24 protein-coding genes are annotated in these 22492 nt (G+C 61.4%); 7 read left to right on the forward strand and 17 right to left on the reverse strand.

What is annotated here, in order from left to right; translation table 11 throughout:
• Window positions 1–95: 95 nt before the first annotated feature.
• The 3 genes from QCBJ_RS30620 (at window position 96) to QCBJ_RS03285 (ending at window position 3134) form a co-directional block, all read left to right on the forward strand.
• Complete coding sequence (locus tag QCBJ_RS30620; RefSeq protein WP_371913989.1) at window positions 96–482, forward strand: DUF2282 domain-containing protein; 387 nt, start codon at window positions 96–98, stop codon at window positions 480–482.
• Between the two features lie 86 nt (window positions 483–568).
• Window positions 569–1933 (forward strand): MFS transporter, encoded by a 1365-nt coding sequence (locus QCBJ_RS03280; RefSeq protein WP_093541523.1) that lies wholly within the window; start codon window positions 569–571, stop codon window positions 1931–1933.
• A 70-nt stretch (window positions 1934–2003) separates the two neighbouring features.
• On the forward strand, window positions 2004–3134 hold the full coding sequence (locus QCBJ_RS03285; protein ID WP_046035534.1) for an MFS transporter: 1131 nt from the start codon (window positions 2004–2006) through the stop codon (window positions 3132–3134).
• Between the two features lie 60 nt (window positions 3135–3194).
• Here the strand turns inward: QCBJ_RS03285 and QCBJ_RS03290 are convergent, their stop codons facing one another.
• Window positions 3195–3716, reverse strand: a complete 522-nt coding sequence (locus tag QCBJ_RS03290) for a DUF3087 domain-containing protein (protein ID WP_102060132.1) — start codon at window positions 3714–3716, stop codon at window positions 3195–3197.
• Window positions 3717–3829: 113 nt separating this feature from the next.
• Here QCBJ_RS03290 and QCBJ_RS30155 point away from each other — a divergent pair, with 113 nt between their 5' ends.
• The gene (locus QCBJ_RS30155) at window positions 3830–4006 is read left to right on the forward strand and encodes a hypothetical protein (RefSeq protein WP_163825853.1); all 177 of its coding nucleotides are present in this window, start codon (window positions 3830–3832) and stop codon (window positions 4004–4006) included.
• A gap of 34 nt (window positions 4007–4040) precedes the next feature.
• Window positions 4041–4241, forward strand: coding sequence for a DUF6021 family protein (locus QCBJ_RS03295; RefSeq protein WP_046035532.1), 201 nt, complete (start codon window positions 4041–4043; stop codon window positions 4239–4241).
• 93 nt (window positions 4242–4334) lie between these two features.
• Here the strand turns inward: QCBJ_RS03295 and QCBJ_RS03300 are convergent, their stop codons facing one another.
• Window positions 4335–4571 (reverse strand): DUF6555 family protein, encoded by a 237-nt coding sequence (locus tag QCBJ_RS03300; RefSeq protein WP_012724960.1) that lies wholly within the window; start codon window positions 4569–4571, stop codon window positions 4335–4337.
• 120 nt (window positions 4572–4691) lie between these two features.
• Here QCBJ_RS03300 and QCBJ_RS03305 point away from each other — a divergent pair, with 120 nt between their 5' ends.
• Entirely contained in the window at window positions 4692–5519 is an 828-nt protein-coding gene (locus QCBJ_RS03305) for an arylamine N-acetyltransferase (RefSeq protein ID WP_102060133.1), read from the forward strand.
• A 133-nt stretch (window positions 5520–5652) separates the two neighbouring features.
• Window positions 5653–6405: an outer membrane beta-barrel protein gene (locus tag QCBJ_RS03310; RefSeq protein ID WP_093541531.1), complete on the forward strand. Its 753-nt coding sequence runs from the start codon at window positions 5653–5655 to the stop codon at window positions 6403–6405.
• Between the two features lie 60 nt (window positions 6406–6465).
• Here QCBJ_RS03310 and QCBJ_RS03315 read toward each other — a convergent pair whose 3' ends face one another.
• The 15 genes from QCBJ_RS03315 to QCBJ_RS03385 all read right to left on the reverse strand — a co-directional run bounded on the left by QCBJ_RS03315 (window position 6466) and on the right by QCBJ_RS03385 (window position 22299).
• Window positions 6466–6780, reverse strand: a complete 315-nt coding sequence (locus tag QCBJ_RS03315; RefSeq protein ID WP_010209571.1) for a DNA-binding transcriptional regulator — start codon at window positions 6778–6780, stop codon at window positions 6466–6468.
• Window positions 6770–7120 carry a toxin gene (locus QCBJ_RS03320; RefSeq protein WP_102060134.1) on the reverse strand — a complete coding sequence of 117 codons (351 nt, stop codon included), beginning with the start codon at window positions 7118–7120 and terminating at the stop codon, window positions 6770–6772. The genes QCBJ_RS03315 and QCBJ_RS03320 overlap by 11 nt, the downstream gene beginning before the upstream one ends.
• A 238-nt stretch (window positions 7121–7358) precedes the next feature.
• The gene (gene nuoN, locus QCBJ_RS03325; RefSeq protein ID WP_012724956.1) at window positions 7359–8822 is read right to left on the reverse strand and encodes an NADH-quinone oxidoreductase subunit NuoN; all 1464 of its coding nucleotides are present in this window, start codon (window positions 8820–8822) and stop codon (window positions 7359–7361) included.
• 7 nt (window positions 8823–8829) lie between these two features.
• Window positions 8830–10362: an NADH-quinone oxidoreductase subunit M gene (nuoM, locus tag QCBJ_RS03330; RefSeq protein ID WP_003232072.1), complete on the reverse strand. Its 1533-nt coding sequence runs from the start codon at window positions 10360–10362 to the stop codon at window positions 8830–8832.
• Between the two features lie 40 nt (window positions 10363–10402).
• On the reverse strand, window positions 10403–12256 hold the full coding sequence (nuoL, locus tag QCBJ_RS03335; protein ID WP_012724955.1) for an NADH-quinone oxidoreductase subunit L: 1854 nt from the start codon (window positions 12254–12256) through the stop codon (window positions 10403–10405).
• Window positions 12253–12561: an NADH-quinone oxidoreductase subunit NuoK gene (gene nuoK / locus QCBJ_RS03340; protein WP_003174727.1), complete on the reverse strand. Its 309-nt coding sequence runs from the start codon at window positions 12559–12561 to the stop codon at window positions 12253–12255. The genes nuoL and nuoK overlap by 4 nt, the downstream gene beginning before the upstream one ends.
• A gap of 2 nt (window positions 12562–12563) precedes the next feature.
• Window positions 12564–13067 carry an NADH-quinone oxidoreductase subunit J gene (gene nuoJ / locus QCBJ_RS03345; RefSeq protein WP_003174726.1) on the reverse strand — a complete coding sequence of 168 codons (504 nt, stop codon included), beginning with the start codon at window positions 13065–13067 and terminating at the stop codon, window positions 12564–12566.
• Window positions 13068–13076: 9 nt separating this feature from the next.
• The gene (gene nuoI / locus QCBJ_RS03350; protein ID WP_003174725.1) at window positions 13077–13625 is read right to left on the reverse strand and encodes an NADH-quinone oxidoreductase subunit NuoI; all 549 of its coding nucleotides are present in this window, start codon (window positions 13623–13625) and stop codon (window positions 13077–13079) included.
• Between the two features lie 11 nt (window positions 13626–13636).
• Entirely contained in the window at window positions 13637–14644 is a 1008-nt protein-coding gene (nuoH, locus tag QCBJ_RS03355) for an NADH-quinone oxidoreductase subunit NuoH (RefSeq protein WP_012724954.1), read from the reverse strand.
• Window positions 14641–17355, reverse strand: a complete 2715-nt coding sequence (gene nuoG, locus QCBJ_RS03360) for an NADH-quinone oxidoreductase subunit NuoG (protein ID WP_046035528.1) — start codon at window positions 17353–17355, stop codon at window positions 14641–14643. The genes nuoH and nuoG overlap by 4 nt, the downstream gene beginning before the upstream one ends.
• A 136-nt stretch (window positions 17356–17491) precedes the next feature.
• Complete coding sequence (nuoF, locus tag QCBJ_RS03365; RefSeq protein WP_003174722.1) at window positions 17492–18847, reverse strand: NADH-quinone oxidoreductase subunit NuoF; 1356 nt, start codon at window positions 18845–18847, stop codon at window positions 17492–17494.
• On the reverse strand, window positions 18844–19341 hold the full coding sequence (gene nuoE / locus QCBJ_RS03370; RefSeq protein WP_003174721.1) for an NADH-quinone oxidoreductase subunit NuoE: 498 nt from the start codon (window positions 19339–19341) through the stop codon (window positions 18844–18846). Before nuoE ends, nuoF begins: the two co-directional genes overlap by 4 nt.
• 2 nt (window positions 19342–19343) lie before the next feature.
• Entirely contained in the window at window positions 19344–21128 is a 1785-nt protein-coding gene (nuoC, locus tag QCBJ_RS03375; protein ID WP_012724952.1) for an NADH-quinone oxidoreductase subunit C/D, read from the reverse strand.
• Between the two features lie 72 nt (window positions 21129–21200).
• A complete protein-coding gene (locus QCBJ_RS03380; protein ID WP_012724951.1) occupies window positions 21201–21875 on the reverse strand; it encodes an NADH-quinone oxidoreductase subunit B family protein in 675 nt (224 codons plus the stop codon).
• Between the two features lie 10 nt (window positions 21876–21885).
• A complete protein-coding gene (locus tag QCBJ_RS03385; protein ID WP_003219575.1) occupies window positions 21886–22299 on the reverse strand; it encodes an NADH-quinone oxidoreductase subunit A in 414 nt (137 codons plus the stop codon).
• Window positions 22300–22492 lie beyond the last annotated feature (193 nt).

Raw genomic sequence — 22492 nt, forward strand, 5'->3', positions numbered from 1 at the left:
ACGCCTGGCGTTAACTCTGTTCACCAGTTGGCGCAGGCGGTCATCGACCCCCAAGGCGCCCTGGCCACACTCAGTCAAGCCAGGAGACTCACCCCATGAAGCGTCCTTACGCAGCCCTCGCGGCAACCCTCGCCCTGTCCCTCAGCGCTTTCGCCACCGTGGCCCATGCCGATGAGCCCAAGCCCCAGGAAAAATGCTTCGGCGTGTCCCTTGCCGGTGCCAACGACTGCGCCGCAGGCAAAGGCACCTGGCGTGAGCAGGATGACGCCGTGCTCGGCCAGGATGTGCTGGAACTGATGAATGCCCTGCATATCCCCGAGGCGGTGTTGGCAGGCGTGGAAGTGGGCGGGCGGGTGGCCACGCGTGCAGCGGTGTTGAGGCCGAGCCGTTGTGTGGGGCTTGTCACGCTGAATACGGCGCCCCAAGCCGGTTTTGCCGAAGCCGTGGGCGTGATGGCGAGGACCGGGCACTGGCGAACATGAAAATACTGACAGCCACCCAATCCAGCACTGAAAAAAATCGCCGCAGCCCTTAATCTAAAGGCCTTTGTCACCTGCGCGGATTGTTCATGTCTTCTGTTGCCGATGGGTTGCCCCTCAATAAACGCCTGCCTGCCGTGATCGCGATCTCCCTGGGGATCGGCATGGCGACCCTGGACACGGCCATCGTCAACACGGCGTTGCCGACCCTGGCTGAGGGCATCGGCACTGATTCCGCGTCGGTGATCTGGGTGGTCAACGCCTACCAGTTGGCGATCATTGCCACGGTGCTGCCGTTTGCGTCGCTCAGTGATGTGCTGGGGCACCGCCGGGTGTATCTCGGCGGGCTGCTGCTGTTTATCGTGTCGTCGTTGTTTTGCGGCCTGGCCGGGTCGCTGCTGACGTTGACTGCCGCGCGGGTGGCGCAAGGTCTGGGGGCGGCGGCGATCATGAGTGTCAACACGGCGCTGCTGCGGCATATCTACCCGTCAAAAATGCTCGGGCGCGGCTTGGGCTATAACTCGTTGGTGGTGGGGCTGGCATTTACGTTAGGGCCGACTGCTGCGTCGGCGATCCTGTCGGTGGCGACCTGGCACTGGCTGTACCTGATCAACGTGCCGCTGGGCTTGCTTGCCTTGGCACTGGGCCTGCGTTCATTACCCACGTTGCCGATGACCGGGCATGCCTTTGACCGACTCGCAGCGTTGTTGTGCGCTGGGCTGTTCGCCCTGCTGGTGCTGGGGCTCGGCACGGCCGTGCACGGTGCTCAGGGCGCGCTGACGTTGGGCCTGATCGCCGTGGCGCTGGTGTGCGGCGCCTTGCTGCTGCGGCGCCAGGCCGGGCACCCGGCGCCGATGCTGGCACTGGACCTGTTCAAGCGCCCGGTGTTTGCCTTGTCTTCCCTGACCGCTATTTGTGCCTTCAGCGCCCAGGGCCTGGCCTTTGTGTCGCTGCCCTTCTTGTTGCAGGCGGTGCTGGGCCATAGCCAGGTGGAAACCGGTTTCCTGATGACGCCCTGGCCGGCGGTGGTCGCGGTGATGGCGCTGGTGGCGGGGCGCCTCGCCGACCGGGTGTCCCTGGGTTTGCTGTGCGGCATCGGCCTGTTGATGCTCAGCGTGGGGATGGCCGCATTGGCCAGCCTGGACAGCGGCGCCTCGGCGTTTGATATCGGCTGGCGCATGGCGCTGTGCGGCGCCGGGTTTGGATTCTTCCAGTCACCCAACCTCAAGGCGTTGATGACCAGTGCGCCGTTGGCCCGCAGCGGTGGGGCGAGCGGCATCGTGGCGATTTCGCGCTTACTGGGGCAAACGCTGGGGGCGTCGCTGGTGGCTTTGTGTTTCCACCTGTCCCTGGCCAGCGGCCCGCACTCTGCGCTGTGGCTGGGCTGCGGGTTTGCAGCGGTGGGGGCCGTGGCGAGTGGCTTGCGTCTGTTGCCCTATGGGAAAAAGCCATGATTGGGCGTTGTAAAACACCGGTGTGGAAGGCTACCGTGGCGACCTGAATATTTCGGGATGTTTCAGATTTATGTCCAGCCTGGCCCTCCGTACCGCTGATACGAACTCCCGCCGCGCTGCGCTGACCCTGGCTTTATGCTTGCCCAGTGATGTGCTGCTTTACCTGCTGCTGCCGATGGAATCCCAGGCGTTCGGCATCACCCTGGCCCAGGCCGGGGTGCTGCTGGCGGCTAACCGCCTGGTGCGGATTTTCGGCTACCGGCATGTGCTCAATTTCTACGCGCGCAACGGCGACCGCCTGACCTGCATGATTGCCGCCGGTGCGGCGACCCTGTGCGCCGTGGGCAACTCGCTGTTGTCGGGTTTCGCTGCGTTGTTGGGGCTGCGGCTGGTGTGGGGCCTGTGTTTTGCCGCGTTGAACCTGTCCACCCAAGTATTGGCCACCTCGGAACCGGCCGGCGCCGCACGCCGGGCCGGGCGTTCCCGTGCGCTGATCGCCCTCGGGCCGATGCTGGCGCTGCCGTTGGGCGGCTGGTTGACGCTGTGGGCCGGGCCGCGTCCGATCTTTCTGATTCTGGCCGGGTGCTGCCTGGTGGGCGTGTGGATGGCGCGCGGCTTGCCGACGGTGGGGCATGATTTGCACAGCACGCCGGGGCGGCGCTTCAAGTGGCCGGACAGCGTGGCGGTGTGGTCGTTTATCGAAGGGGTGGCGTTGGATGGCCTGTTTATCTTCGGCCTGTCGATCCAGGCGCAGAAGCTGCTGGGCGGTGATGCGGTATTGATCGCCGGTGGCCTGATGGCGCTGCGCTATGTCTCGGAAATGCTCCTGAGCCCGCTGGGCGGCCGTGCGGCCCAGCGCTTTGGCGCCACCTCGATGCTGCTGCTGTTTTCGTTCCTGAGTGCGCTGGCCCTGACCGCATTCGGCAGTTACTGGGTGATCGTCGGTGCGGCGGCGGTGCTGGTGCTGCGCGCGCTGCAACTGCCGCTGGTGACCACCTTGGTGGCCGAGCGCAACCCCGGTTCGATGCGCGTGTCGGCCCTGGCCTCGAATGCCGTGTGGCGGGATATCGGCGCCGGCCTCGGGCCCTTGCTCGCCGGCCTGCTGCTGCCGATTGCCTCGGCGCCGTGGGTGTTCGGTCTGGCGGGCTTGGCGATTGCGGTGAGCGCGGTGTTCTGCTGGCGGGCAAAGCTTTCCAACTGACGCCGTGAGGTGGTGTGTGTCCGTTCAAGAGCATTTCGTAAGCGTGCGAGTCCCTCAGGTTTAAGCGCTTTTAAGCACTTGCAGCCAGGCGGGGTCGAAACGGGTTTGCTCGATATCGATCCCCAGCGCCTGCATCTTGGCTTTATGTGCCTCGACCTCGGCGACCAACTGCACCTGGGCGCTGGAGTTGGCATCCAGTTCATGCATCTGCGTGAGGCCCAGGTGATAGAAGCGCAGCACTTTGATCGCCGTCGGGTCACTGGCCTGGACCTGCTCGGTGACCTTGTGCATCACATTGGTCACGCTCATGAGGCAGCGCTTGAGTTGCCAGCCATACACCGCCGGCGCCAGCCACGGCTGAGTCCAGAAGGGGCCACGCACCAGCGCCACGGTGATCAGCACCCCGGCGAAAACGCCGCCGACATTGAAACGTAAATTGTCACCGCCGGGCTCGCCGAACAGCATCACTGCCAGGCTCGACAGCAACATGGCCAGGGCCATGAACAGCACCGCGACAATCAGCGTGCTGCGCCGGGTCTGCTGGCGGAAGGTGACAGGGTCGCAGGGTTTGAGCTCGAACATCCGGGTCGTATCTCCAGAAGGGGCCAGCATCATCTCACGCTTGGGCAAACAAGTTGAACGATGGCGCAGGGCGGTTTCTCTAAACCTGTGTAGACCCTTTGAGGTGAACCATCATGTCTGAATACAACCAGCCACCGCCCGGTACCCCGAACCCTGACCGCACACCCGGTGAGGAGGAGCGCGACAACGATGCGTTGCGTCCCAACGACCCGGCGGAGCGTCAGGACGACGACGTAGAACGCGTAGAGGAAGACCTGGAAAACCTCCACGACAAGGCCCGCCCGCTTTAAACAAGGCCCGTCCGTTTTTTATAAGGAGAGCACCGTGATTGATACTCCGAAAGGCCCGTCTTCAGACGAGCATTCCAGCGGTAAGGATGAGCTGGGTTTTGACCCGGATTCGCCGGACGTGGCGGATCCGCAGGTTGATCCTATCGGCCCGGCTATTGCACCGTTGGATAAGGACAAGAAAGACAAGGATGAAAAGAAGCCGGCCTATGATCCGTTGGGCGACTTGAAGCCATAAAAGAAGCCATAAAACCAGCGTTGTGGTGAGGGAGCTTGCTCCCTCACCACAGGTGGTGTTGCATTCTTTCCTTCTTCGTCTAGCGACATCTGATTACTTCGGCGCAACCCACGTCACTTCAGTAATCCCAAACTTTTCAGCCCACGGCCGAGTCGTTTTCTTCACCTGCTCGTGCCCCACGCGGCCCACGCGACTCACGTGCGCAATATCGGCATCGACCGCCGCCCAGTGCCAGGCCTCGGCGTTGTTCATCACTTCGGCACGCACCACAAAGGACTTCGGTTTGCCATGCAGTTGGTAGTGGATGGTGTAGATTTTTGCGGTACTCATGTTGCCTCCCTGTGTTGTTATAGATGGATACGGGAGCGTTCAAAAAGGTTCATTCAAAATGACAATCTGCATGCTGGCGCGGCATAGTGACGTCTTCATCTCGCGCCCAAGGATTGCGCCATGCCTCTGCTGACCCATAGCCGCCTCTATCTGCAACGCCTGGGCTATGACGCGCCGCCAGCGCCGACCTTGCAGACGTTGCAGACTCTGCAACTGCGCCATGTGTGCACCTTTGCTTTCGAAAGCCTGTCGACGTTGATGCGCCTGCCGGTGCCGATCGACCTGCCCAGTGTCGAGCAAAAAGTGCTGCTGGAGGGACGGGGTGGTTATTGCTATGAGCTGAACCAGATGTTCCTGGCGCTGTTGCAGGAACTCGGCTTTGATGCACGCGGCATTACCGGCCGGGTGGTGATGGGAGGGCCGCCGGATGCGCACACGGCGCGCACCCATCGCTTGAGCCTGGTGACCCTGGACGGCGTGCGTTATATCAGCGATGTCGGCTTTGGCGGCATGGTGCCCAGCAGCCCGTTGCAGTTGGACACTGAAGCGCTGCAGGTCACGGCGCATGAACCTTATCGCCTGACCTTCGACGGGCAGGGCAGTTACACGCTGTGGGCGCAAGTGGCCGGGGAGTGGCGCGGCTTGTATGTGTTCGATCTGCAAGTACAGGCGGGCATCGACTATGAAATCGGCAACTGGTACGTCTCCACGCACCCGGGTTCGCCCTTTGTGGGCCAGCTGAAAGTCGCACGCTTGGCGCCGGGTAAACGCTATACGTTGAACAACGCCAGCTACGCGGTTCATTACCTGGATCGGCCGAGCGAAAAACGCACGCTTGGCAGTGCCGATGAGCTGCTGGATGTGCTGGGCAGGACCTTTGACATTCAAGTGCCGGTCTCGGCGTCGCTTCGCCAGATCCTTGATAGCCTCGTAGTGGCTGTTTTTTGAGAGTATTGATCCAGAGCCTTCGCTGAACCGTTTTACCTTCAAATCGGTGCAAATTAATTCGAACCTTTCGCGCCAGCAAGGGTTCGAAGCGGTTCCTGAATAATTTGCTCACCAGACAAGGAGATGTAAAACGATGTCCAAGCTATTCGGAAAATTTCTCAAGGGTTCCTCGCTGCTGGCGCTGGTCGCTGCGCCTGCTGCGGTGTTCGCCGCACCGTCCACCGACCCGATTTCCATCTTCGGGATCCTGGGCAGCTACAACGACTTCAAATTCGAAGGCGGCAGCCAAAGCGACAAGAGCCACATGCCGGAAGCGGGCCTGTTCTACAACTTTGGCAACAAGCTCACCGCCGAATCCGGTTTCATCTACCAAGCCGGTATCGAAGCCAAGTACGGCGAAAAGAGCGACAACAAACTCAAGGAAGGCCAGGCCGACCTGGATCTCGGCTGGCGCGCCGCGCTGGATGCGCGCAACTTTGTCGACGTGATCGTGGGCGGTGGCTACAGCTGGACCCGCTACGAGCCGGAAATCAACAACCTTGATGTGAAGCTCACCAATAAATCACCGTTCGCCAAGGCGGCCCTGGGCTACAACCACCAGTTCGATGACATGACCCTGCGCGTCGAAGCCGGCGCCCGTCGCACTATCGATGGCCGCACCAGGCTCAAGGTGGATGATGTTGGCAGCGACACCGTGGACCTCAAGGACCGCACCAACCCATACGCCGAAGTCAGCCTGCTGATGAATCAGAAAGGCGACTTGCCGGTGATGGCAGGCCTGTACTACACCCGCACCGAATACAAGCTCGACGGTGATTCCGACGTGGCCGACAACACCAAGCTCAAGCGTGATGAGTACGGGTTCAAGGTCGGTATCGCATTCTGACGCCGTTGTAATGGAAAACGCCCCGAATGTTCGGGGCGTTTTTATTGGGGTCATTGCAGGTCAACCCAACGCCGCAAGTTGTGCCACGGTCTCGGGAAAACGCGCCACCAGGCGAATCAGGGTGGCGGCCTGGGCATTAGGTTTGGCCCGGCCTTGCTCCCAGTTTTCCAGCGTACGCGTGTTGGTGCGCAGGTACATGGCGAAGACGGCACGGGAGAGGTTGAGCTGTTGACGCACGGCGACCACTTCCTCTGCGGTGAGCGGCTCCAGGTTGTTGAGATGAACCTTGTGGGTCCGCAGGGTGACTTTGCCTTGGCGTTCGTTTGCCAGGGCGTCGAAGCCTTCGACCAGTTCGGAAAAGATTTCACGTTTCATGATGTGTTCTCGCTTTGATTTCCCTGTCCAGCATGTGTTTTAGGGCTTTTTTGTGCTGTGGCGTCAGGTCGTCCTGTTCATGTTTGCCGTACAGGGTGAATAACCAGAATTGCGTGCCGCCCGACCACCCGTAGTCAATGACCCGCAGGCCACCGCGCTTGCCTTTGTTGCGTCGTTCGTCGACAAAGCGAACCTTGCGTAAACCGCCTGTTCCCTCGATCACGTCTCCCGCTTCCGGGTTCTTCATCAACGCCTGTTGGAAACCGTGGAAAAGCTCGTCACTCAGATAGTCCTTGCGATGCCGCTCGAAGGCCGGCAGTTCGATAAATAGAGCATCCATGCTCTGTACGTAGCCTGCGTATAGTTTGGTGGCCCACCCGCCTTGGGTCAAGTGACCCTGCTGTGGGAACTTTCCTAAAACGCAAACACCATACGGCGGCCCTCATCGGGTAGATGCCAGATAAGGAGGCAGGTGGAGGAGGAAATTTCCCTGAGTAGAGGAGGGTAAAAGCACCGGCCCCAGAAACGCAAAACGGCGCCCGAAGGCGCCGTTTTGTTTACTGCATCCCGCTAAGCGATCAAACGCCCAGCACCGCGTGCTGCACCAGGGTGAGCAACGGTTGTGGGTAAACACCCAGGAAGAACGCGAGCAGGGCGATGGCCAGCAGCATCACGCCGCCTGCCTTCTGTTCCCAATGCAGCTCGGCATCCACACGACGCAGGTTTGGCTCGATCAGGTACAGGGTGACCATCACGCGCAGGTAGTAGAACACGCCGATGGCGCTGCCCAGGACCAGCGAGGCAACCAGCCACCACTCGTGCGCTTCAACGCCGGTGGCGACGATGTAGAACTTGCCGATAAAGCCGGCAGTCAGCGGGATACCGGCCAGGGACAGCATCATCACGGTCAGTACGGCGGTCAGGTACGGACGGCGCCAGAACAGGCCGCGGTATTCGTACAGGGCGTCGGCGTCACGGCCTTTGAACGGCGAGGACATCAGCGTGATCACGCCGAACGCGCCGAGGCTGGTGATCACGTAGGTGACCAGATACACGCCCATGGCTTCCACGGCCAGGCCTTTGCTCGCCACCAGGGCGATCAGCAGGTAGCCGAAGTGAGCGATGGACGAGTAACCCAGCAGACGCTTGAGATTGTTCTGCGTCAGGGCCAGCAGGTTGCCGAACAGGATCGACGCGATGGCGATCACGGTCAGTACGGTGCTCAGCACACCGGTGTTGGCGGCAGGGGAGATCTGGAACAGACGCACCATCACCGCAAACACAGCCACTTTCGACGCGGTGGCCAGGAACGCAGCCACCGGCGCCGGGGCGCCTTCGTACACGTCCGGGGTCCACAAGTGGAAGGGCACCAGCGACAGCTTGAACGCCAGGCCGATCAGCATCATGGCCAGGCCCAACTGGGCAATCGGCGCAGGCATGCTGGTGGCCGCCAGGGCGTGACCGATACCGGTGAAGCTCAGGTTGCCGGCTTCGGCGTAGAGCAGGGCCATACCGAACAACAGGAACGCGGAACCGGCCGCCGACAGCACCATGTACTTGATGCCGGCTTCCAGGGAGCGCTTGTTGAAGAAGGCATAGGCCACCAGGCCGTAGGTTGGGATCGACAGCAGTTCCAGGCCGATGAACAAGCCCGCCAGGTGCTGCGCGCTGACCAGCACGATGCCACCGGCCGCAGCCAGCAGGATCAGTAGGTACAGCTCTTCGCGGTTGCCTGGGTAGCCAGTGCCGCCTTCGCCGAGGTAGGCGTGGGCGAGGGTGACGCAAGCCAGGGTCGCGACCAGGATCAGCGCGATGTACAGCAACGCGAAGTCATCGACCATCATCAATGGCGTGACCGCCAGTGGTGCGACCTTGAGGGCCGGGATGATCGAGAGCAGGGCCAGGTTCAAACCGGCACAGGACAGCAGGAACGTTTGCGAGTGATTGCGGCGCCAGGCGATCGCCAGCATCACCACCACGATGGTGAGGCTGGTGATCAGCAGCGGCGCAAGCGCGATAAAGTGTTGGATCGTGAATTCCATAGCGCTCTTACCGGGCCGAAGCGAGTTGAGAGAAGGCGGTGCCGAACCACTGCTGCACGCCATGCATCGTTGCGGCAGAAGTGTCCAGGAACGGTTGCGGGTACACGCCGATGTAGATCAGCAGTACCGCCAGGCCGAGCACCATGATCAGTTCGCGCGCATCCATCCCTTGCAGGACGGTGTCGGACTTGGCCGGGCCGAAGTAGGCGCGGTGGATCATGATCAGCGAGTAGACCGAACCAAACACCAGGCCGGAGGTAGCAATCGCACTGATCCACGGCGTCTGCACGAAGGCACCCATCAGGATCAGGAACTCGCCGATGAAGTTACCGGTACCCGGCAAGCCCAGGGATGCAGCAGCGAAGAACAGGCTGATCGCCGGCAGGTACGCGATGCGCGACCACACGCCACCCATTTCACGCATGTCACGAGTATGCAGGCGCTCGTACAGCTGACCGCTCAGGATAAACAGTGCAGCGGCCGAAACACCGTGGGCCAACATCTGGATCACCGCGCCTTGCAGCGCCAGTTGGCTGCCGGAGTAGATGCCGATCAGTACGAAACCCATGTGGGAAACGGACGAGAAGGCGATCAGACGCTTGATGTCGGTTTGTGCGAAGGCCAGGAACGCGCCGTAGAAAATCCCGATCAGACCCAGGGTCATGGCGATCGGCGCGAACTCGGCCGAAGCATTCGGGAACAGCGGCAAGGCGAAACGCAGCAGGCCGTAGGCAGCGGTTTTCAGCAGGATACCGGCCAGGTCCACGGAACCGGCGGTCGGCGCCTGGGCGTGAGCGTCAGGCAACCAGGAGTGGAACGGCACCACCGGCAGCTTCACCGCGAAGGCGATGAAGAAGCCCAGCATCAGGATGTACTCGGTGGTCAGGGACATCTTGGTCTTCAACAGGTCGGCGTAGTTGAAGGTAATCACGCCCGTGCTGTTGAAGTTGACCAGTACCAGGCCCAGGATCGCCACCAACATGATCAGGCCGGAAGCCTGGGTGAAGATGAAGAACTTGGTTGCCGCGTAGATCCGGGTTTTCTTGCCGTCCGAAGAACTGTGACCCCAGAGCGCGATGAGGAAGTACATCGGCACCAGCATCATTTCCCAGAAGAAGAAGAACATGAACAGGTCGAGGGCGAGGAACACGCCGACCACGCCGCCCAGGATCCACATCAGGTTCAGGTGGAAGAAGCCCACGTGACGCTGGATCTCTTTCCAGGAGCAGAGTACCGAGAGGATACCCAGCAGGCCGGTCAGCAGGATCATCAACAGCGACAGGCCATCGAGGGCCAGGTGCACATTGATGCCGAAGCGCTGGATCCACACGTGCTTGAATTCAAGCGCGAAGGTCGGATCGACACCCGGTGCCGGAGCAAATGAATAGTCGCCATGGGCCCACAGCCAGAGGCCGAGTGCGAGTTCCAGGGACATGGTCAGCAACGCAATCCAGCGGGGGAGGGTGGCGCCGAAGCGTTCACCCATCCAGCAGAGCAGGCCGCCGATAAAGGGGATCAGGATTAGCCAGGGCAGAATCATGACGGGCTCGTTTCCTTTCGCAAGTTCGCAAAGTTCATAGTCATACCGCCACCACCACGATGGCGCCGATCACCAGCACGGCACCGGCCGCCATGGAAGCTGCATACCAACGCAATTGGCCGGTTTCGCTGCGGCTCAGGGCGGTGTGACCGGCCTTGGCGGCACGCGGGATCAAACCGATGGTCTGGTCGAGCGGGTCTTTACGCAGCATGTGGCTGATGGCGAGGTAGGGCTTGACGAACAGTTTGTCGTAGATCCAATCGAAGCCCCAGGCGGCGAACCACCAGGCTGACAGGAAGCGGCCAATGCCACTGTTGGCAACGGCTGTCACGAAGCGACGCTTGCCGAGGAACAGCAGGGCCGCGAGCAGGATACCGGCGATGGCGATGGCGCCCGAGGCGATTTCCAGGCTGTGCTTGGCGGCGCCACCGGCATGGCCGGCGCTTTCCGGCAGTACACCGGCCAAGGGCGGGGTGATCAGCGCGCCGATGAAGGTCGACAGGATGATCAGCACCGACAATGGCAGCCAATGCGAGATGCCGTGGCCTGCGTGTGCTTCGGTCTTGGCTTCACCGTGGAAGGTGATGAAGATCAGGCGGAAGGTGTACAGCGAGGTCATGAATGCACCCACCAGGCCTGCGTACAGCAGGTTCTGGTTACCGCTGGCAAAGGCTTCCCAGAGGATTTCGTCCTTGGAGTAGAAACCGGCGGTCACCAGCGGCAGGGCTGCGAGTGCGGCGCCACCGACGATGAAGCTGGCGTAGGCCAGTGGCAGCTTCTTCCACAGGCCGCCCATCTTGAAGATGTTCTGCTCGTGGTGGCAGGCAACGATCACCGCACCGGAGGCAAGGAACAGCAAGGCCTTGAAGAAGGCGTGGGTCATCAGGTGGAAGATCGCCGCGTCCCAGGCGCCAACGCCCAGGGCCAGGAACATGTAGCCGATCTGGCTCATGGTCGAATAGGCGAGGATCCGCTTGATATCGGTCTGCACCAGCGCGGCGAAACCGGCGAGTACCAGGGTCACGCCACCGACGATGCCTACAAGATGCAGGATATCCGGCGCCAGGGTGAACAGGCCGTGAGTACGGGCGATCAGGTAGACACCGGCAGTTACCATGGTTGCCGCGTGGATCAGTGCGGAAACCGGGGTAGGGCCCGCCATCGCGTCCGCCAGCCAGGTTTGCAGGGGCAGTTGCGCGGATTTACCCACGGCGCCGCCCAGCAGCATCAGGGTGGCCAGGGTGATCCAGAAGTCGCCGACCTGGAATTTCTGCGGTGCCAGCACCAGCAGTTCCTGGATGTTCAGCGTGCCCACCTGTTGGAACAGGATGAACAGGCCGATAGCCATGAACACGTCGCCGATCCGGGTGACGATAAAGGCTTTAAGTGCCGCGTTACCGTTGTTGCGGTTGCTGTAGTAGAAACCGATCAACAGGTACGAGCACAGGCCCACGCCTTCCCAACCGAAGTACAGGAACAACAGGTTATCGCCGAGCACCAGGAACAGCATGCTGGCGATAAACAGGTTGGTGTACGAGAAGAAGCGCGAGTAACCCGCTTCACCGCGCATGTACCAGGACGCGAACAGGTGGATCAGGAAGCCCACGCCGACAACCACGCCGAGCATGGTGATCGACAGGCCGTCGACGTAGAGGGCGAAGTTAGGCTTGAAGCCTTCCACCGACATCCACTGCCACAGTACCAGGGTGTAGTGACCGCCTTCCGGCGGCGCCACGTTGAATTGCCAGATGACATAGGCGGCAACGATGGCCGACAAGCCAATGGAACCCACGCCCACCAGGGCCGAGAGGTTTTCCGACCAGCGTCCACGGGAGAACGACAGCAGCAGGAAACCGATCAGGGGGAATACGAAAGTCAGAAAGATCATGTTCATCCGCGCATCTCACTGGCAGCGTCGATATCAAGCGTGTGGAAGCGACGATACAGTTGCAGCAGGATCGCCAGGCCAATACTGGCCTCGGCGGCTGCCAGGCTGATCACCAGGATGAACATGACTTGTCCATCCGGCTGGCCCCAACGTGCACCCGCAACGATGAACGCCAGTGCGGCGGCGTTCATCATGATTTCCAGGCTCATCAACACGAACAGAATGTTACGGCGGACCATCAGGCCGACCAGGCCAAGGCAGAACAGGATGCCGGCGACCGCCAGACCATGCTCCAAAGGGATAGCAGGCATCGTCATTGCTCCTTGGCTTCGTTGCGGCCCAAGTGGAAGGCAGTGATGGCTGCGGCGAGCAGCAGCATCGACGCCAGTTCGACCACCAGCAGGTACGGGCCGAACAGGCTGATGCCCACGGCTTTCGCGTCTACGGTGGTGTGGCCGATGGCCTGGCCGCTCTGGTGAGCGAACAGCACATACAGCAGTTCACCCAGCAGCAGGGCTGCGAGGACAACCGGGCCGAGCCAGATGCCGGGCTTGAGCCAGACGCGCTCCTGGGCGACCGAAGCCGGCCCCAGGTTGAGCATCATCACCACAAACACGAACAGCACCATGATGGCGCCGGCGTAGGCGATCACTTCCAGCACACCGGCGAACGGTGCGCCGAGGCTGAAGAAGGTCATGGCCACGGCGATCAGTGAAATGATCAGGTAGAGCAGGGCGTGCACAGGGTTGGTGTTGGTGATCACGCGAAGCGTGGACACAACCGCGATACCCGATGCGAAATAGAAAGCGAATTCCATCTTTCTTCCTTAAGGCAGCAAGCTCTTCACGTTGATCGGCTCGGCTTCGTTTTGTGCGGCGCCTTTCGGCTTACCGGCAACGGCCATACCTGCAACACGATAGAAGTTGTAATCAGGGTTTTTACCGGGACCAGAGATCAGCAGATCTTCTTTCTCGTACACCAGGTCCTGACGTTTGAACTCGGCCATCTCGAAATCCGGTGTGAGCTGGATCGCGGTGGTCGGGCAAGCTTCCTCGCAGAGGCCGCAGAAAATGCAGCGCGAGAAGTTGATGCGGAAGAAGTCCGGGTACCAGCGACCGTCTTCGGTTTCAGCTTTCTGCAGGGAGATGCAACCCACCGGGCACGCCACGGCGCACAGGTTGCAGGCTACGCAACGCTCTTCGCCATCGGGGTCGCGGGTCAGCACGATGCGGCCGCGATAGCGCGGCGGCAGGTACACCGCTTCTTCCGGGTATTGCAGGGTGTCGCGTTTGCGGAAGCCGTGACCGAACACCATCACCAGGCTTCGCAACTGGGTACCGGTACCCTTAACGATGTCGCCAATATATTTGAACATGGGTCAAATCCTCACTGAACCGCGGCCGCTGGCGTGTTCAACAACACAACGGCAGCAGTCACCAGCAAATTGATCAGGGTCAGTGGCAGGCAGAAGCGCCAGCTGAAATCCATCACCTGGTCGTACCGTGGGCGCGGAATGGAAGCGCGCAGCAGGATAAACAACATGATGAAGAACGCGGTCTTCAGGAAGAACCAGAAGAACGCCAACTGCGGCAGGATGCCGAATGGACCGTGCCAGCCGCCGAAGAACAGTGTGACCAGCAGGGCCGAGATCAAGATGATGCCGATGTATTCACCGACGAAGAACATGCCCCATTTCATACCGGCATATTCAATGTGGTAACCGTCGGCCAGTTCCTGTTCCGCTTCCGGCTGGTCGAACGGGTGACGGTGAGTCACGGCGACGCCAGCGATGAAGAAGGTACAGAAGCCGAAGAACTGCGGAATGATGAACCACAGGTTCTGCGCTTGGTACTCAACGATGTCGCGCATGTTGAACGAGCCGACCTGCACCACGATGCCCATCAGCGCGAGGCCCATGAACACTTCGTAGGACACGGTCTGGGCCGAGGCCCGCAAGCTGCCCAGCAGGGCGAACTTGTTGTTACTCGACCAACCGGCGAACAGCACCGCGTAGACCGACAGACCGGCCATGGCGAAGAAGAACAGCAAGCCGATGTTCAGGTCCGCCACGCCCCAGGTCGGGGTGATCGGGATAACGGCGAAGGCGATCAGCAAGGCGCTCATGGCCACGACCGGTGCCAGGGTGAAGATCACCTTGTCGGCAAACGGTGGGGTCCAGTCTTCCTTGAAGAACATTTTCAGCATGTCGGCAGCGATCTGGAACATGCCGAATGGGCCAACGCGGTTCGGACCGTAACGGTCCTGCCACCAGCCCAGCAGGCGACGTTCGACGAAGCTGAGCAGGGCGCCCGCGACGACCACGGCCAACAGGATCACGATGGCCTTGACGACCGAGATGATCACGTCGATCACTTCAGGGGTGAACCAGGTCATTGCGCTGCCTCCTGCAGACCGTCAACGGTTTTGCCAAAGATCGCCGGTGGAATGCCGGCGAGGCCTTTAGGCAGTGCAACCAAGCCGGCACCCAATGCTTCGTTGATGCGCAGCGGCAGACGCAAGGTCTGGCCGGCCACGTTCAGGCTGAGCAGGGCACCGTCGTTGACGCCCAGGCGGTCGGCTTCGGACTTGGCCAGGGACACGTAGGCTTCTGGAATGCGCTCTTGTACCGGCGCGGCTTTCGAAGAGTTCTCTTCGCTGCCGAACAGGTGGAAGAACGGCACAACCTGCCAGGTGCCCTGGGCCGGGTTGAACGGACGCGGTACGGCAGCGAACCAGTTCAGCGAGTCGCCCTGGGTCTCGATCAGGCGGGTGCCTGGGTCGCCAGCGCGGATATGACCCCCGACTTCGTCCTGGAACTTGTTCCAGGCCTGTGGCGAGTTCCAGCCCGGCGACCAGGCAAACGGCACCTGCTGACGGGGCTCGACCGAACCCGAATAACCTTCCATGGAGAAGGCGAACGCGGTGTCGTTGTCTTGCGGGGTACGCGGTTCATGCACGCTGATGTCGGCGCGCATGGCTGTACGACCGGAGTAACGCAGCGGCTCACGGGCGAGTTTCATGCCCTTGATGCGGAACGCGGCGGACGGTGCGGCGTCGACGATCCGCGCCAGCTGCGGCGCGCTTGCGGCGGCGGCGGCGGTGACGTGGTCGAGCTGAGTCCAGTCGATTGGCTGGTTCAGCAAGGTGGCGCGCAGGGCATGCAGCCAGCGCCAGCCTTCATGGACCAGGATGCTGGCGTCCATGTACTTCGGATCGAACACCTGGAAGAAGCGCTGGGCGCGGCCTTCCTGGCTGACCAGGGTACCGTCGCCTTCGGCGAAGGTGGCGGCCGGCAGCACCAGGTCGGCGCGCTCGCTGGTGGCGGTTTTCTGGTGGTCGGCGACGATCAGGACTTTGGCGGCGTTCAGCGCAGCGTCAACCTTGGCGGCATCGGTGCGGGTGTACAGGTCGTTTTCCAGCACCACGATGGCGTCGGCGTTGCCGTCGGTCACCGCTTGCAGCGCGGCGTCCAGCGACTCGCCACCGAGCATGGCCAGGCCGAGGCTGTTGGCTTCCGGCACGACCAGGCTGATGGAACCGTTCTTGTCGCGCAGCTTCAAGGCCTTGGCGATGTTGGCGGCGGCTTCGATCAGTGCCTTGGAACCCAAGGAGGTGCCGGCAATGATCAATGGGCGCTTGGCGGCCAACAGGGCGTCGGCGATGCGCTGGGCCAGTTCACCGGCTTCAGCGTCCAGGCCTTCGACGGCCGGTGCGCTGGCGTCCAGGGCGTGGGCCACGGCAAAACCGATGCGCGCCAGGTCATCTGGAGCCGCATGGACGCATTCTTCAGCGATATCGTCGAGCTTGGTTTCAGCGAGGCTTGCGATAAACAGCGGGTTCAGCGCGTGCTGGCCGATGTTTTTCACGGCGGCATCGAGCCAAGGCTGGACGCGCATGGCGTCGGCCATGTCTTCGGCCTTGCCTTTCACCGACTGGCGCAGCGACAGCGCGATACGCGCGGCGGTCTGGGTCAGGTCTTCACCGAGCACGAAGATCGCATCGTGATCTTCGATGTCGCGCATGTTCGGAACGGGCAGCGGGCTGTCGTTCAGCACTTGCAGGACCAGGCGGATGCGCTCCAGCTCACCGGCTTCGATACCGGAGTAGAAGTGCTCGGCGCCCACCAGCTCACGCAACGCGTAGTTGCTTTCGAGGCTGGCACGCGGCGAACCGATACCGACAATGTTACGGCCGCGCAGCAGGTCGGCGGCTTTATCCAGCGCCGCGTCGAGGCTCAGCTTGGCGCCATCGGCCAGCAGCGGCTGGCGTGGGCGGTCTTCGCGGTTGACGTAGCCATAGCCGAAACGGCCCCGGTCGCACAGGAAGTACTGGTTGACCGAGCCGTTGAAGCGGTTTTCGATGCGACGCAGTTCGCCGTAGCGCTCGCCTGGGGAGATGTTGCAACCGCTGGAGCAGCCATGGCAGATGCTCGGCGAGAATTGCATGTCCCACTTACGGTTGTAGCGCTCGGAGTGAGTCTTGTCGGTGAACACACCGGTCGGGCAGACCTCGGTGAGGTTGCCGGAGAACTCGCTTTCAAGTACGCCGTCTTCAACGCGACCGAAGTACACGTTGTCGTGGGCGCCGAATACGCCGAGGTCGGTGCCGCCGGCGTAGTCCTTATAGAAGCGCACGCAGCGATAGCAGGCGATGCAGCGGTTCATTTCGTGGGAAATGAACGGGCCCAGTTGCTGGTTCTGGTGGGTACGCTTGGTGAAGCGATAGCGGCGCTCGTTGTGGCCGGTCATCACCGTCATGTCTTGCAGGTGGCAGTGACCGCCTTCCTCACAGACCGGGCAGTCGTGGGGGTGGTTGGTCATCAGCCATTCGACGACACTGGCGCGGAACGCCTTGGATTCTTCATCGTCGATGGAGATCCAGGTGTTGTCGGTGGCTGGGGTCATGCAGGACATGACGATACGACCACGCGTGTCGTTCTCGTCGGTGTACTGCTTGACCGCGCACTGGCGACAGGCACCGACGCTACCAAGCGCGGGGTGCCAGCAGAAATACGGGATGTCGAGGCCGAGTGAGAGACATGCCTGTAACAGGTTGTCCGCCCCATCGACTTCGAGCGCTTTGCCGTCTACGTGGATAGTGGCCATGGTTCAAAGTTCTTCGTTGGCCCGTTGTCAGCGGGCGTGGCTAATGGAATCTTGTTATTCATGGGCATCAACACAGCCTTTACGGCGTCAGCCCATGAGCAGGTGAAGGGCACGGACCCTTCGCCTGTTTTAAGCGTTACGCGCCGACTACGATCGGCCTCGCCAGAGGCGGGACGGCGGCGCTGGTAGGCGCGATGCCGGCTTCGAACTCCGAGCGGAAGTATTTGATTGCGCTGCCCAATGGCTCCACGGCGCCCGGTGCGTGAGCACAGAAGGTCTTGCCTGGGCCGAGGAAACCGACCAGGCCCAGCAGGGTCTCGATGTCACCCTCGCGGCCTTCGCCGTTTTCCAGGGCCATCAGCAGCTTGACGCTCCATGGCAGACCGTCGCGGCAGGGGGTGCAGAAGCCGCAGGATTCGCGGGCGAAGAACTGCTCCATGTTGCGCAGCAACGAGACCATGTTCACGGTGTTGTCGACCGCCATCGCCAGGCCGGTACCCATCCGGGTGCCCACCTTGCCGATGCCGCCGGCATACATTTGTGCGTCGAGGTGCTCGGGCAGCAGGAAACCGGTACCGGCGCCGCCTGGTTGCCAGGCCTTCAAGGTGTAGCCGTCGCGCATGCCGCCGGCGTAGTCCTCGAACAGCTCGCGGGCGGTCACGCCGAAAGGCAGCTCCCACAGGCCAGGGTTCTTGACCTTGCCGGAGAAGCCCATGAGCTTGGTGCCCATGTCTTCGCTGCCTTCGCGGGCCAAGGATTTGTACCAGTCCACGCCGTCGGCGATGATCGCCGGCACGTTGCACAAGGTTTCAACGTTGTTCACGCAGGTCGGCTTGCCCCACACGCCCACGGCGGCGGGGAAGGGCGGCTTGGAGCGCGGGTTGGCGCGACGGCCTTCGAGGGAGTTGATCAGTGCGGTTTCTTCACCGCAGATATAACGCCCGGCGCCGGTGTGCACGAACAGTTCGAAGTCAAAGCCCGAACCGAGGATGTTCTTGCCCAAGAGGCCGGCGGCCTTGGCTTCTTCCACGGCACGGTTGAGGTGCTTGGCGGCGGTGGTGTATTCGCCACGCAGGAAGATGTAGCCCCGGTAGGTTTTCAGCGCGCGGGCGCTGATCAGCATGCCTTCGATCAGCAGATGGGGCAGTTGCTCCATCAGCATGCGGTCTTTCCAGGTATTGGGCTCCATTTCATCCGCGTTGCACAGCAGGTAGCGGATGTTGATGGATTCGTCCTTGGGCATCAGGCCCCACTTCACGCCCGTGGGGAAGCCTGCACCGCCGCGGCCTTTGAGGCCGGCGTCTTTCACGGTCTGGACGATGTCGTCCTGGGCCATGTCGGCGAAGGCTTTGCGCGCAGCGGCGTAGCCGTTCTTGGCCTGGTACTCGTCGAGCCACACGGGCTCGGCATCGTCACGCAGGCGCCAGGTCAGCGGGTGGGTCTCAGGCGAACGCTTGATCAGGTTGGCCGGGCCGAAAGAAGTCAGGGTCATGGGTAGCCCTCGAGCAATTGGGTCACGCCAGCGGGCTGCACGTCACCGAATGTGTCGTCGTCGATCATCAACGCCGGCGCCTTGTCGCAGTTGCCCAGGCAGCACACCGGCAGCAGCGTGAAGCGGCCGTCCGGAGTGGTCTGGCCGAGGCCGATGCCCAGCTTGTTCTGGATCTCGCTGACCACGGACTCGTGGCCACCGATGTAGCAGACCATGCTGTCGCACACGCGAATGATGTGGCGACCCACCGGCTGGCGGAAGATCTGGCTGTAGAACGTGGCCACGCCTTCAACGTCGCTCGCGGGGATGCCGAGGATCTCGCCGATGGCGTAGAGGGCGCCGTCGGGCACCCAGCCACGTTCCTTCTGGACGATCTTCAGCGCCTCGATCGACGCCGCGCGCGGGTCTTCGTAGTGATGCAGCTCGTGCTCGATGGCCGAGCGCTCGGTTTCACTCAGGGTGAAACGGTCTGTCTGGATAAGCGTGCTGTTCATGCTTAGCGGTCCACGTCGGCCATAACGAAATCGATACTACCCAGGTACGCAATCAAGTCCGCGACCATCTCGCCTTTGATCACCGAAGGGATCTGCTGCAAGTGCGGGAAGCTTGGCGTACGAATCCGGGTGCGGTAGCTCATGGTGCCGCCATCGCTCGTCAGGTAATAACTGTTGATACCCTTGGTCGCTTCGATCATCTGGAAGGACTCGTTGGCCGGCATCACCGGGCCCCACGAAACCTGCAGGAAGTGCGTGATCAGGGTTTCGATGTGCTGCAGCGTGCGCTCTTTCGGCGGCGGCGTGGTCAGCGGGTGATCCGCCTTGTACGGGCCGGCCGGCATGTTGCGCATGCACTGCTCGATGATCTTCAGGCTCTGGCGCATTTCTTCGACGCGCACGATGCAACGGTCGTAGGCATCGCCATTGGCCGCCAGCGGCACTTCGAACTCGAAGTTCTCGTAGCCCGAGTACGGGCGCGCCTTACGCAGGTCGAAATCGCAGCCAGTCGAGCGCAGGCCGGCACCGGTGACGCCCCATTCCAGGGCCTCTTTGGTGTTGTAGGCGGCGACGCCGATGGTGCGGCCCTTGAGGATGCTGTTGTCCAACGCAGCCTTTTGGTACTCGTCCAGACGCTTGGGCATCCAGTCGATGAATTCCTTGACCAGGCGCTCCCAGCCATTCGGCAGGTCGTGGGCCACGCCGCCAATGCGGTACCAGGCCGGGTGCAGGCGGAAACCGGTGATGGCTTCGATGACCTTGTAGGCGCGCTGACGGTCGGTGAAGGTGAAGAACACCGGGGTCATGGCGCCGACGTCCTGGATATAGGTACCCAGGAACAGCAGGTGGCTGGTGATCCGGAAGAACTCGGCCATCATGATGCGGATGGTGTCGACGCGGTCCGGTACCTTGATGCCAGCCAGCTTCTCGACCGAGAGCACGTACGGCAGGTTGTTCATCACGCCGCCGAGGTAGTCGATACGGTCGGTGTACGGGATGAAGCTGTGCCACGACTGACGTTCCGCCATCTTCTCGGCACCACGGTGGTGGTAGCCGATGTCCGGTACGCAGTCGACGATTTCTTCGCCGTCCAGTTGCAGGATGATACGGAAGGCACCGTGAGCCGAAGGGTGGTTCGGGCCCAGGTTGAGGAACATGTAGTCCTCGTTGGTGCCGGAGCGCTTCATGCCCCAGTCTTCCGGACGGAAGCGCGCAGCTTCTTCTTCAAGCTGCTGCTTGGCGAGGTTGAGGCTGAAGGGGTCGAATTCGGTGGCGCGCGCAGGGAAATCCTTGCGCAGCGGGTGACCTTCCCAGGTCGGCGGCATCATGATGCGCGTCAGGTGCGGGTGGCCCGGGAAGTCGATCCCGAACATGTCCCAGACTTCGCGTTCATACCAGCTGGCGTTCGGCCAGATACCGGTGACGGTCGGCACGCTCAGATCGCTCTCGGACAGGGCGACCTTGATCATCACGTCGCTGTTACGCTCGATCGACAGCAGGTGGTAGAACACGGTGAAATCGGCGCCGCTCGGCAGCCCCTGGCGCTTGGTGCGCAGACGCTCGTCCACGCCATGCAGGTCATAGAGCATGACGTACGGCTTGGGCAGGTTGCGCAGGAAGGTCAGGACTTCGACAAGCTTGGCACGCGCCACCCACAGCACCGGCATACCGGTGCGTGTGGCCTGGGCGGTGAAGGCGTCAGGGCCAAAACGGTTATTGAGTTCGACGACCACATCCTGGTCGTCTGCCTTATAAGGCGGGATGTACAGAGCACTGCCTGTAGTCATGGTTTTTTATCGCTTTCGGTCAACGTAAAGAATGAAGCCAGGTTTTCGTTCTATAAAAGAAGCGGTGCTGGATCAGACTTCGTCGGGGCTGCGCAGGTTGGTGACTGCGATTCGCTGTTCGCGGCGTTGTTCCTTTTGCGAAGGCATCTCGGCGCGGTACACGCCTTGATCGCCGACGACCCAGGAAAGCGGGCGACGCTCCTTGCCAATCGATTCCTGCAATAGCATCAAGCCTTGCAGGAAAGCTTCAGGGCGGGGCGGGCAGCCAGGCACGTAGACGTCCACGGGCAGGAACTTGTCCACCCCTTGAACGACGGAGTAGATGTCGTACATGCCACCGGAGTTGGCGCACGAACCCATGGAGATAACCCACTTTGGCTCGAGCATTTGCTCGTAGAGACGCTGAATGATCGGCGCCATCTTGATAAAGCAGGTACCGGCGATAACCATGAAATCCGCCTGGCGCGGCGATGCCCGGATAACTTCGGCGCCAAAGCGCGCGATGTCGTGGGGCGCCGTGAAGGCGGTGGTCATTTCCACGTAGCAGCAGGACAGACCGAAGTTGTACGGCCACAGGGAGTTTTTACGCCCCCAGTTGACCGCGCCACTCAGCACGTCTTCCAGCTTGCCCATGTAGATGTTTTTGTGGACTTGGTCTTCTAACGGATCGGAGACGGTTTCCCGTTCGCCGATAGGGTACTGATCGTTAGGAGCATCCGGGTCGATCCTGGTGAGATTGTATTGCATCGCCAAAGCCTCATTGTTTCAGCTTCGCTTGCCGCTTACGACGAGCTTCCGGAGCCCAATCAAGGGCGCCCACTCGGAATAGGTAGACAAGGCCTGCCAACAGAATTGCTATGAAAACGAGAGCTTCGACGAATCCGGTCCAGCCGCTTTCGCGGACGGACACAGACCAGGCAAAGAGAAAAAGGGCTTCGATATCGAAGATCACGAAGAGCATCGCGACCAGATAGAATTTGGCTGAGAGCCGCAAGCGGGCGCCACCTGTAGGCAGCATGCCGGACTCGAACGGTTCATTTTTGCTGCGGCCCCAGGCTTTTGACCCGAGGAGGCTGGAGACACCAAGCATGAAGGCGCAAAGGCCGACAACACCGAGAAGGAAAATGGCAAAGCCCCAGTTGTGGGCCATGAGTCCTGTCGCTTCGGTCATGCTGGAAATCCTTAACAGAGAGCAAAGGTCTCTGAGCTCGAAAAAGTAACGATGCAGTGACGATATGTCGCACTGCAATCAATCGCGGTGATTTTATGGCTAAACACCGGGCAAGTAAAATTCCTATAGCGAAATTATTCGATGGAATAAGCACATAGTGCACCTTCTTGGGGCTGTAGCCCTTATGGGGCGG

The organism is Pseudomonas sp. QC2, from assembly GCF_002859085.1.
Classification (GTDB): Bacteria; Pseudomonadota; Gammaproteobacteria; order Pseudomonadales; family Pseudomonadaceae; genus Aquipseudomonas; species Aquipseudomonas petroselini.

Excerpts from the sequence above, each read along its gene's own strand:
- nuoJ (WP_003174726.1), bottom strand. The coding sequence starts at position 13,067 with ATGGAATTCGCTTTCTATTTCGCATCGGGTATCGCGGTTGTGTCCACG.
- QCBJ_RS30155 (WP_163825853.1), top strand. The coding sequence starts at position 3,830 with ATGTCTGAATACAACCAGCCACCGCCCGGTACCCCGAACCCTGACCGC.
- nuoI (WP_003174725.1), bottom strand. The coding sequence starts at position 13,625 with ATGTTCAAATATATTGGCGACATCGTTAAGGGTACCGGTACCCAGTTG.
- nuoG (WP_046035528.1), bottom strand. The coding sequence starts at position 17,355 with ATGGCCACTATCCACGTAGACGGCAAAGCGCTCGAAGTCGATGGGGCG.
- nuoF (WP_003174722.1), bottom strand. The coding sequence starts at position 18,847 with ATGACCCTGACTTCTTTCGGCCCGGCCAACCTGATCAAGCGTTCGCCT.
- QCBJ_RS03285 (WP_046035534.1), top strand. The coding sequence starts at position 2,004 with ATGTCCAGCCTGGCCCTCCGTACCGCTGATACGAACTCCCGCCGCGCT.
- QCBJ_RS03305 (WP_102060133.1), top strand. The coding sequence starts at position 4,692 with ATGCCTCTGCTGACCCATAGCCGCCTCTATCTGCAACGCCTGGGCTAT.
- QCBJ_RS03385 (WP_003219575.1), bottom strand. The coding sequence starts at position 22,299 with ATGACCGAAGCGACAGGACTCATGGCCCACAACTGGGGCTTTGCCATT.
- QCBJ_RS03300 (WP_012724960.1), bottom strand. The coding sequence starts at position 4,571 with ATGAGTACCGCAAAAATCTACACCATCCACTACCAACTGCATGGCAAA.
- QCBJ_RS30620 (WP_371913989.1), top strand. The coding sequence starts at position 96 with ATGAAGCGTCCTTACGCAGCCCTCGCGGCAACCCTCGCCCTGTCCCTC.
- QCBJ_RS03315 (WP_010209571.1), bottom strand. The coding sequence starts at position 6,780 with ATGAAACGTGAAATCTTTTCCGAACTGGTCGAAGGCTTCGACGCCCTG.
- nuoK (WP_003174727.1), bottom strand. The coding sequence starts at position 12,561 with ATGCCTGCTATCCCTTTGGAGCATGGTCTGGCGGTCGCCGGCATCCTG.
- QCBJ_RS03380 (WP_012724951.1), bottom strand. The coding sequence starts at position 21,875 with ATGCAATACAATCTCACCAGGATCGACCCGGATGCTCCTAACGATCAG.
- nuoL (WP_012724955.1), bottom strand. The coding sequence starts at position 12,256 with ATGAACATGATCTTTCTGACTTTCGTATTCCCCCTGATCGGTTTCCTG.
- nuoM (WP_003232072.1), bottom strand. The coding sequence starts at position 10,362 with ATGATTCTGCCCTGGCTAATCCTGATCCCCTTTATCGGCGGCCTGCTC.
- nuoE (WP_003174721.1), bottom strand. The coding sequence starts at position 19,341 with ATGAACAGCACGCTTATCCAGACAGACCGTTTCACCCTGAGTGAAACC.
- QCBJ_RS03280 (WP_093541523.1), top strand. The coding sequence starts at position 569 with ATGTCTTCTGTTGCCGATGGGTTGCCCCTCAATAAACGCCTGCCTGCC.
- nuoC (WP_012724952.1), bottom strand. The coding sequence starts at position 21,128 with ATGACTACAGGCAGTGCTCTGTACATCCCGCCTTATAAGGCAGACGAC.
- QCBJ_RS03310 (WP_093541531.1), top strand. The coding sequence starts at position 5,653 with ATGTCCAAGCTATTCGGAAAATTTCTCAAGGGTTCCTCGCTGCTGGCG.
- nuoN (WP_012724956.1), bottom strand. The coding sequence starts at position 8,822 with ATGGAATTCACGATCCAACACTTTATCGCGCTTGCGCCGCTGCTGATC.
- QCBJ_RS03320 (WP_102060134.1), bottom strand. The coding sequence starts at position 7,120 with ATGGATGCTCTATTTATCGAACTGCCGGCCTTCGAGCGGCATCGCAAG.
- nuoH (WP_012724954.1), bottom strand. The coding sequence starts at position 14,644 with ATGACCTGGTTCACCCCTGAAGTGATCGACGTGATCATCTCGGTCGTC.
- QCBJ_RS03290 (WP_102060132.1), bottom strand. The coding sequence starts at position 3,716 with ATGTTCGAGCTCAAACCCTGCGACCCTGTCACCTTCCGCCAGCAGACC.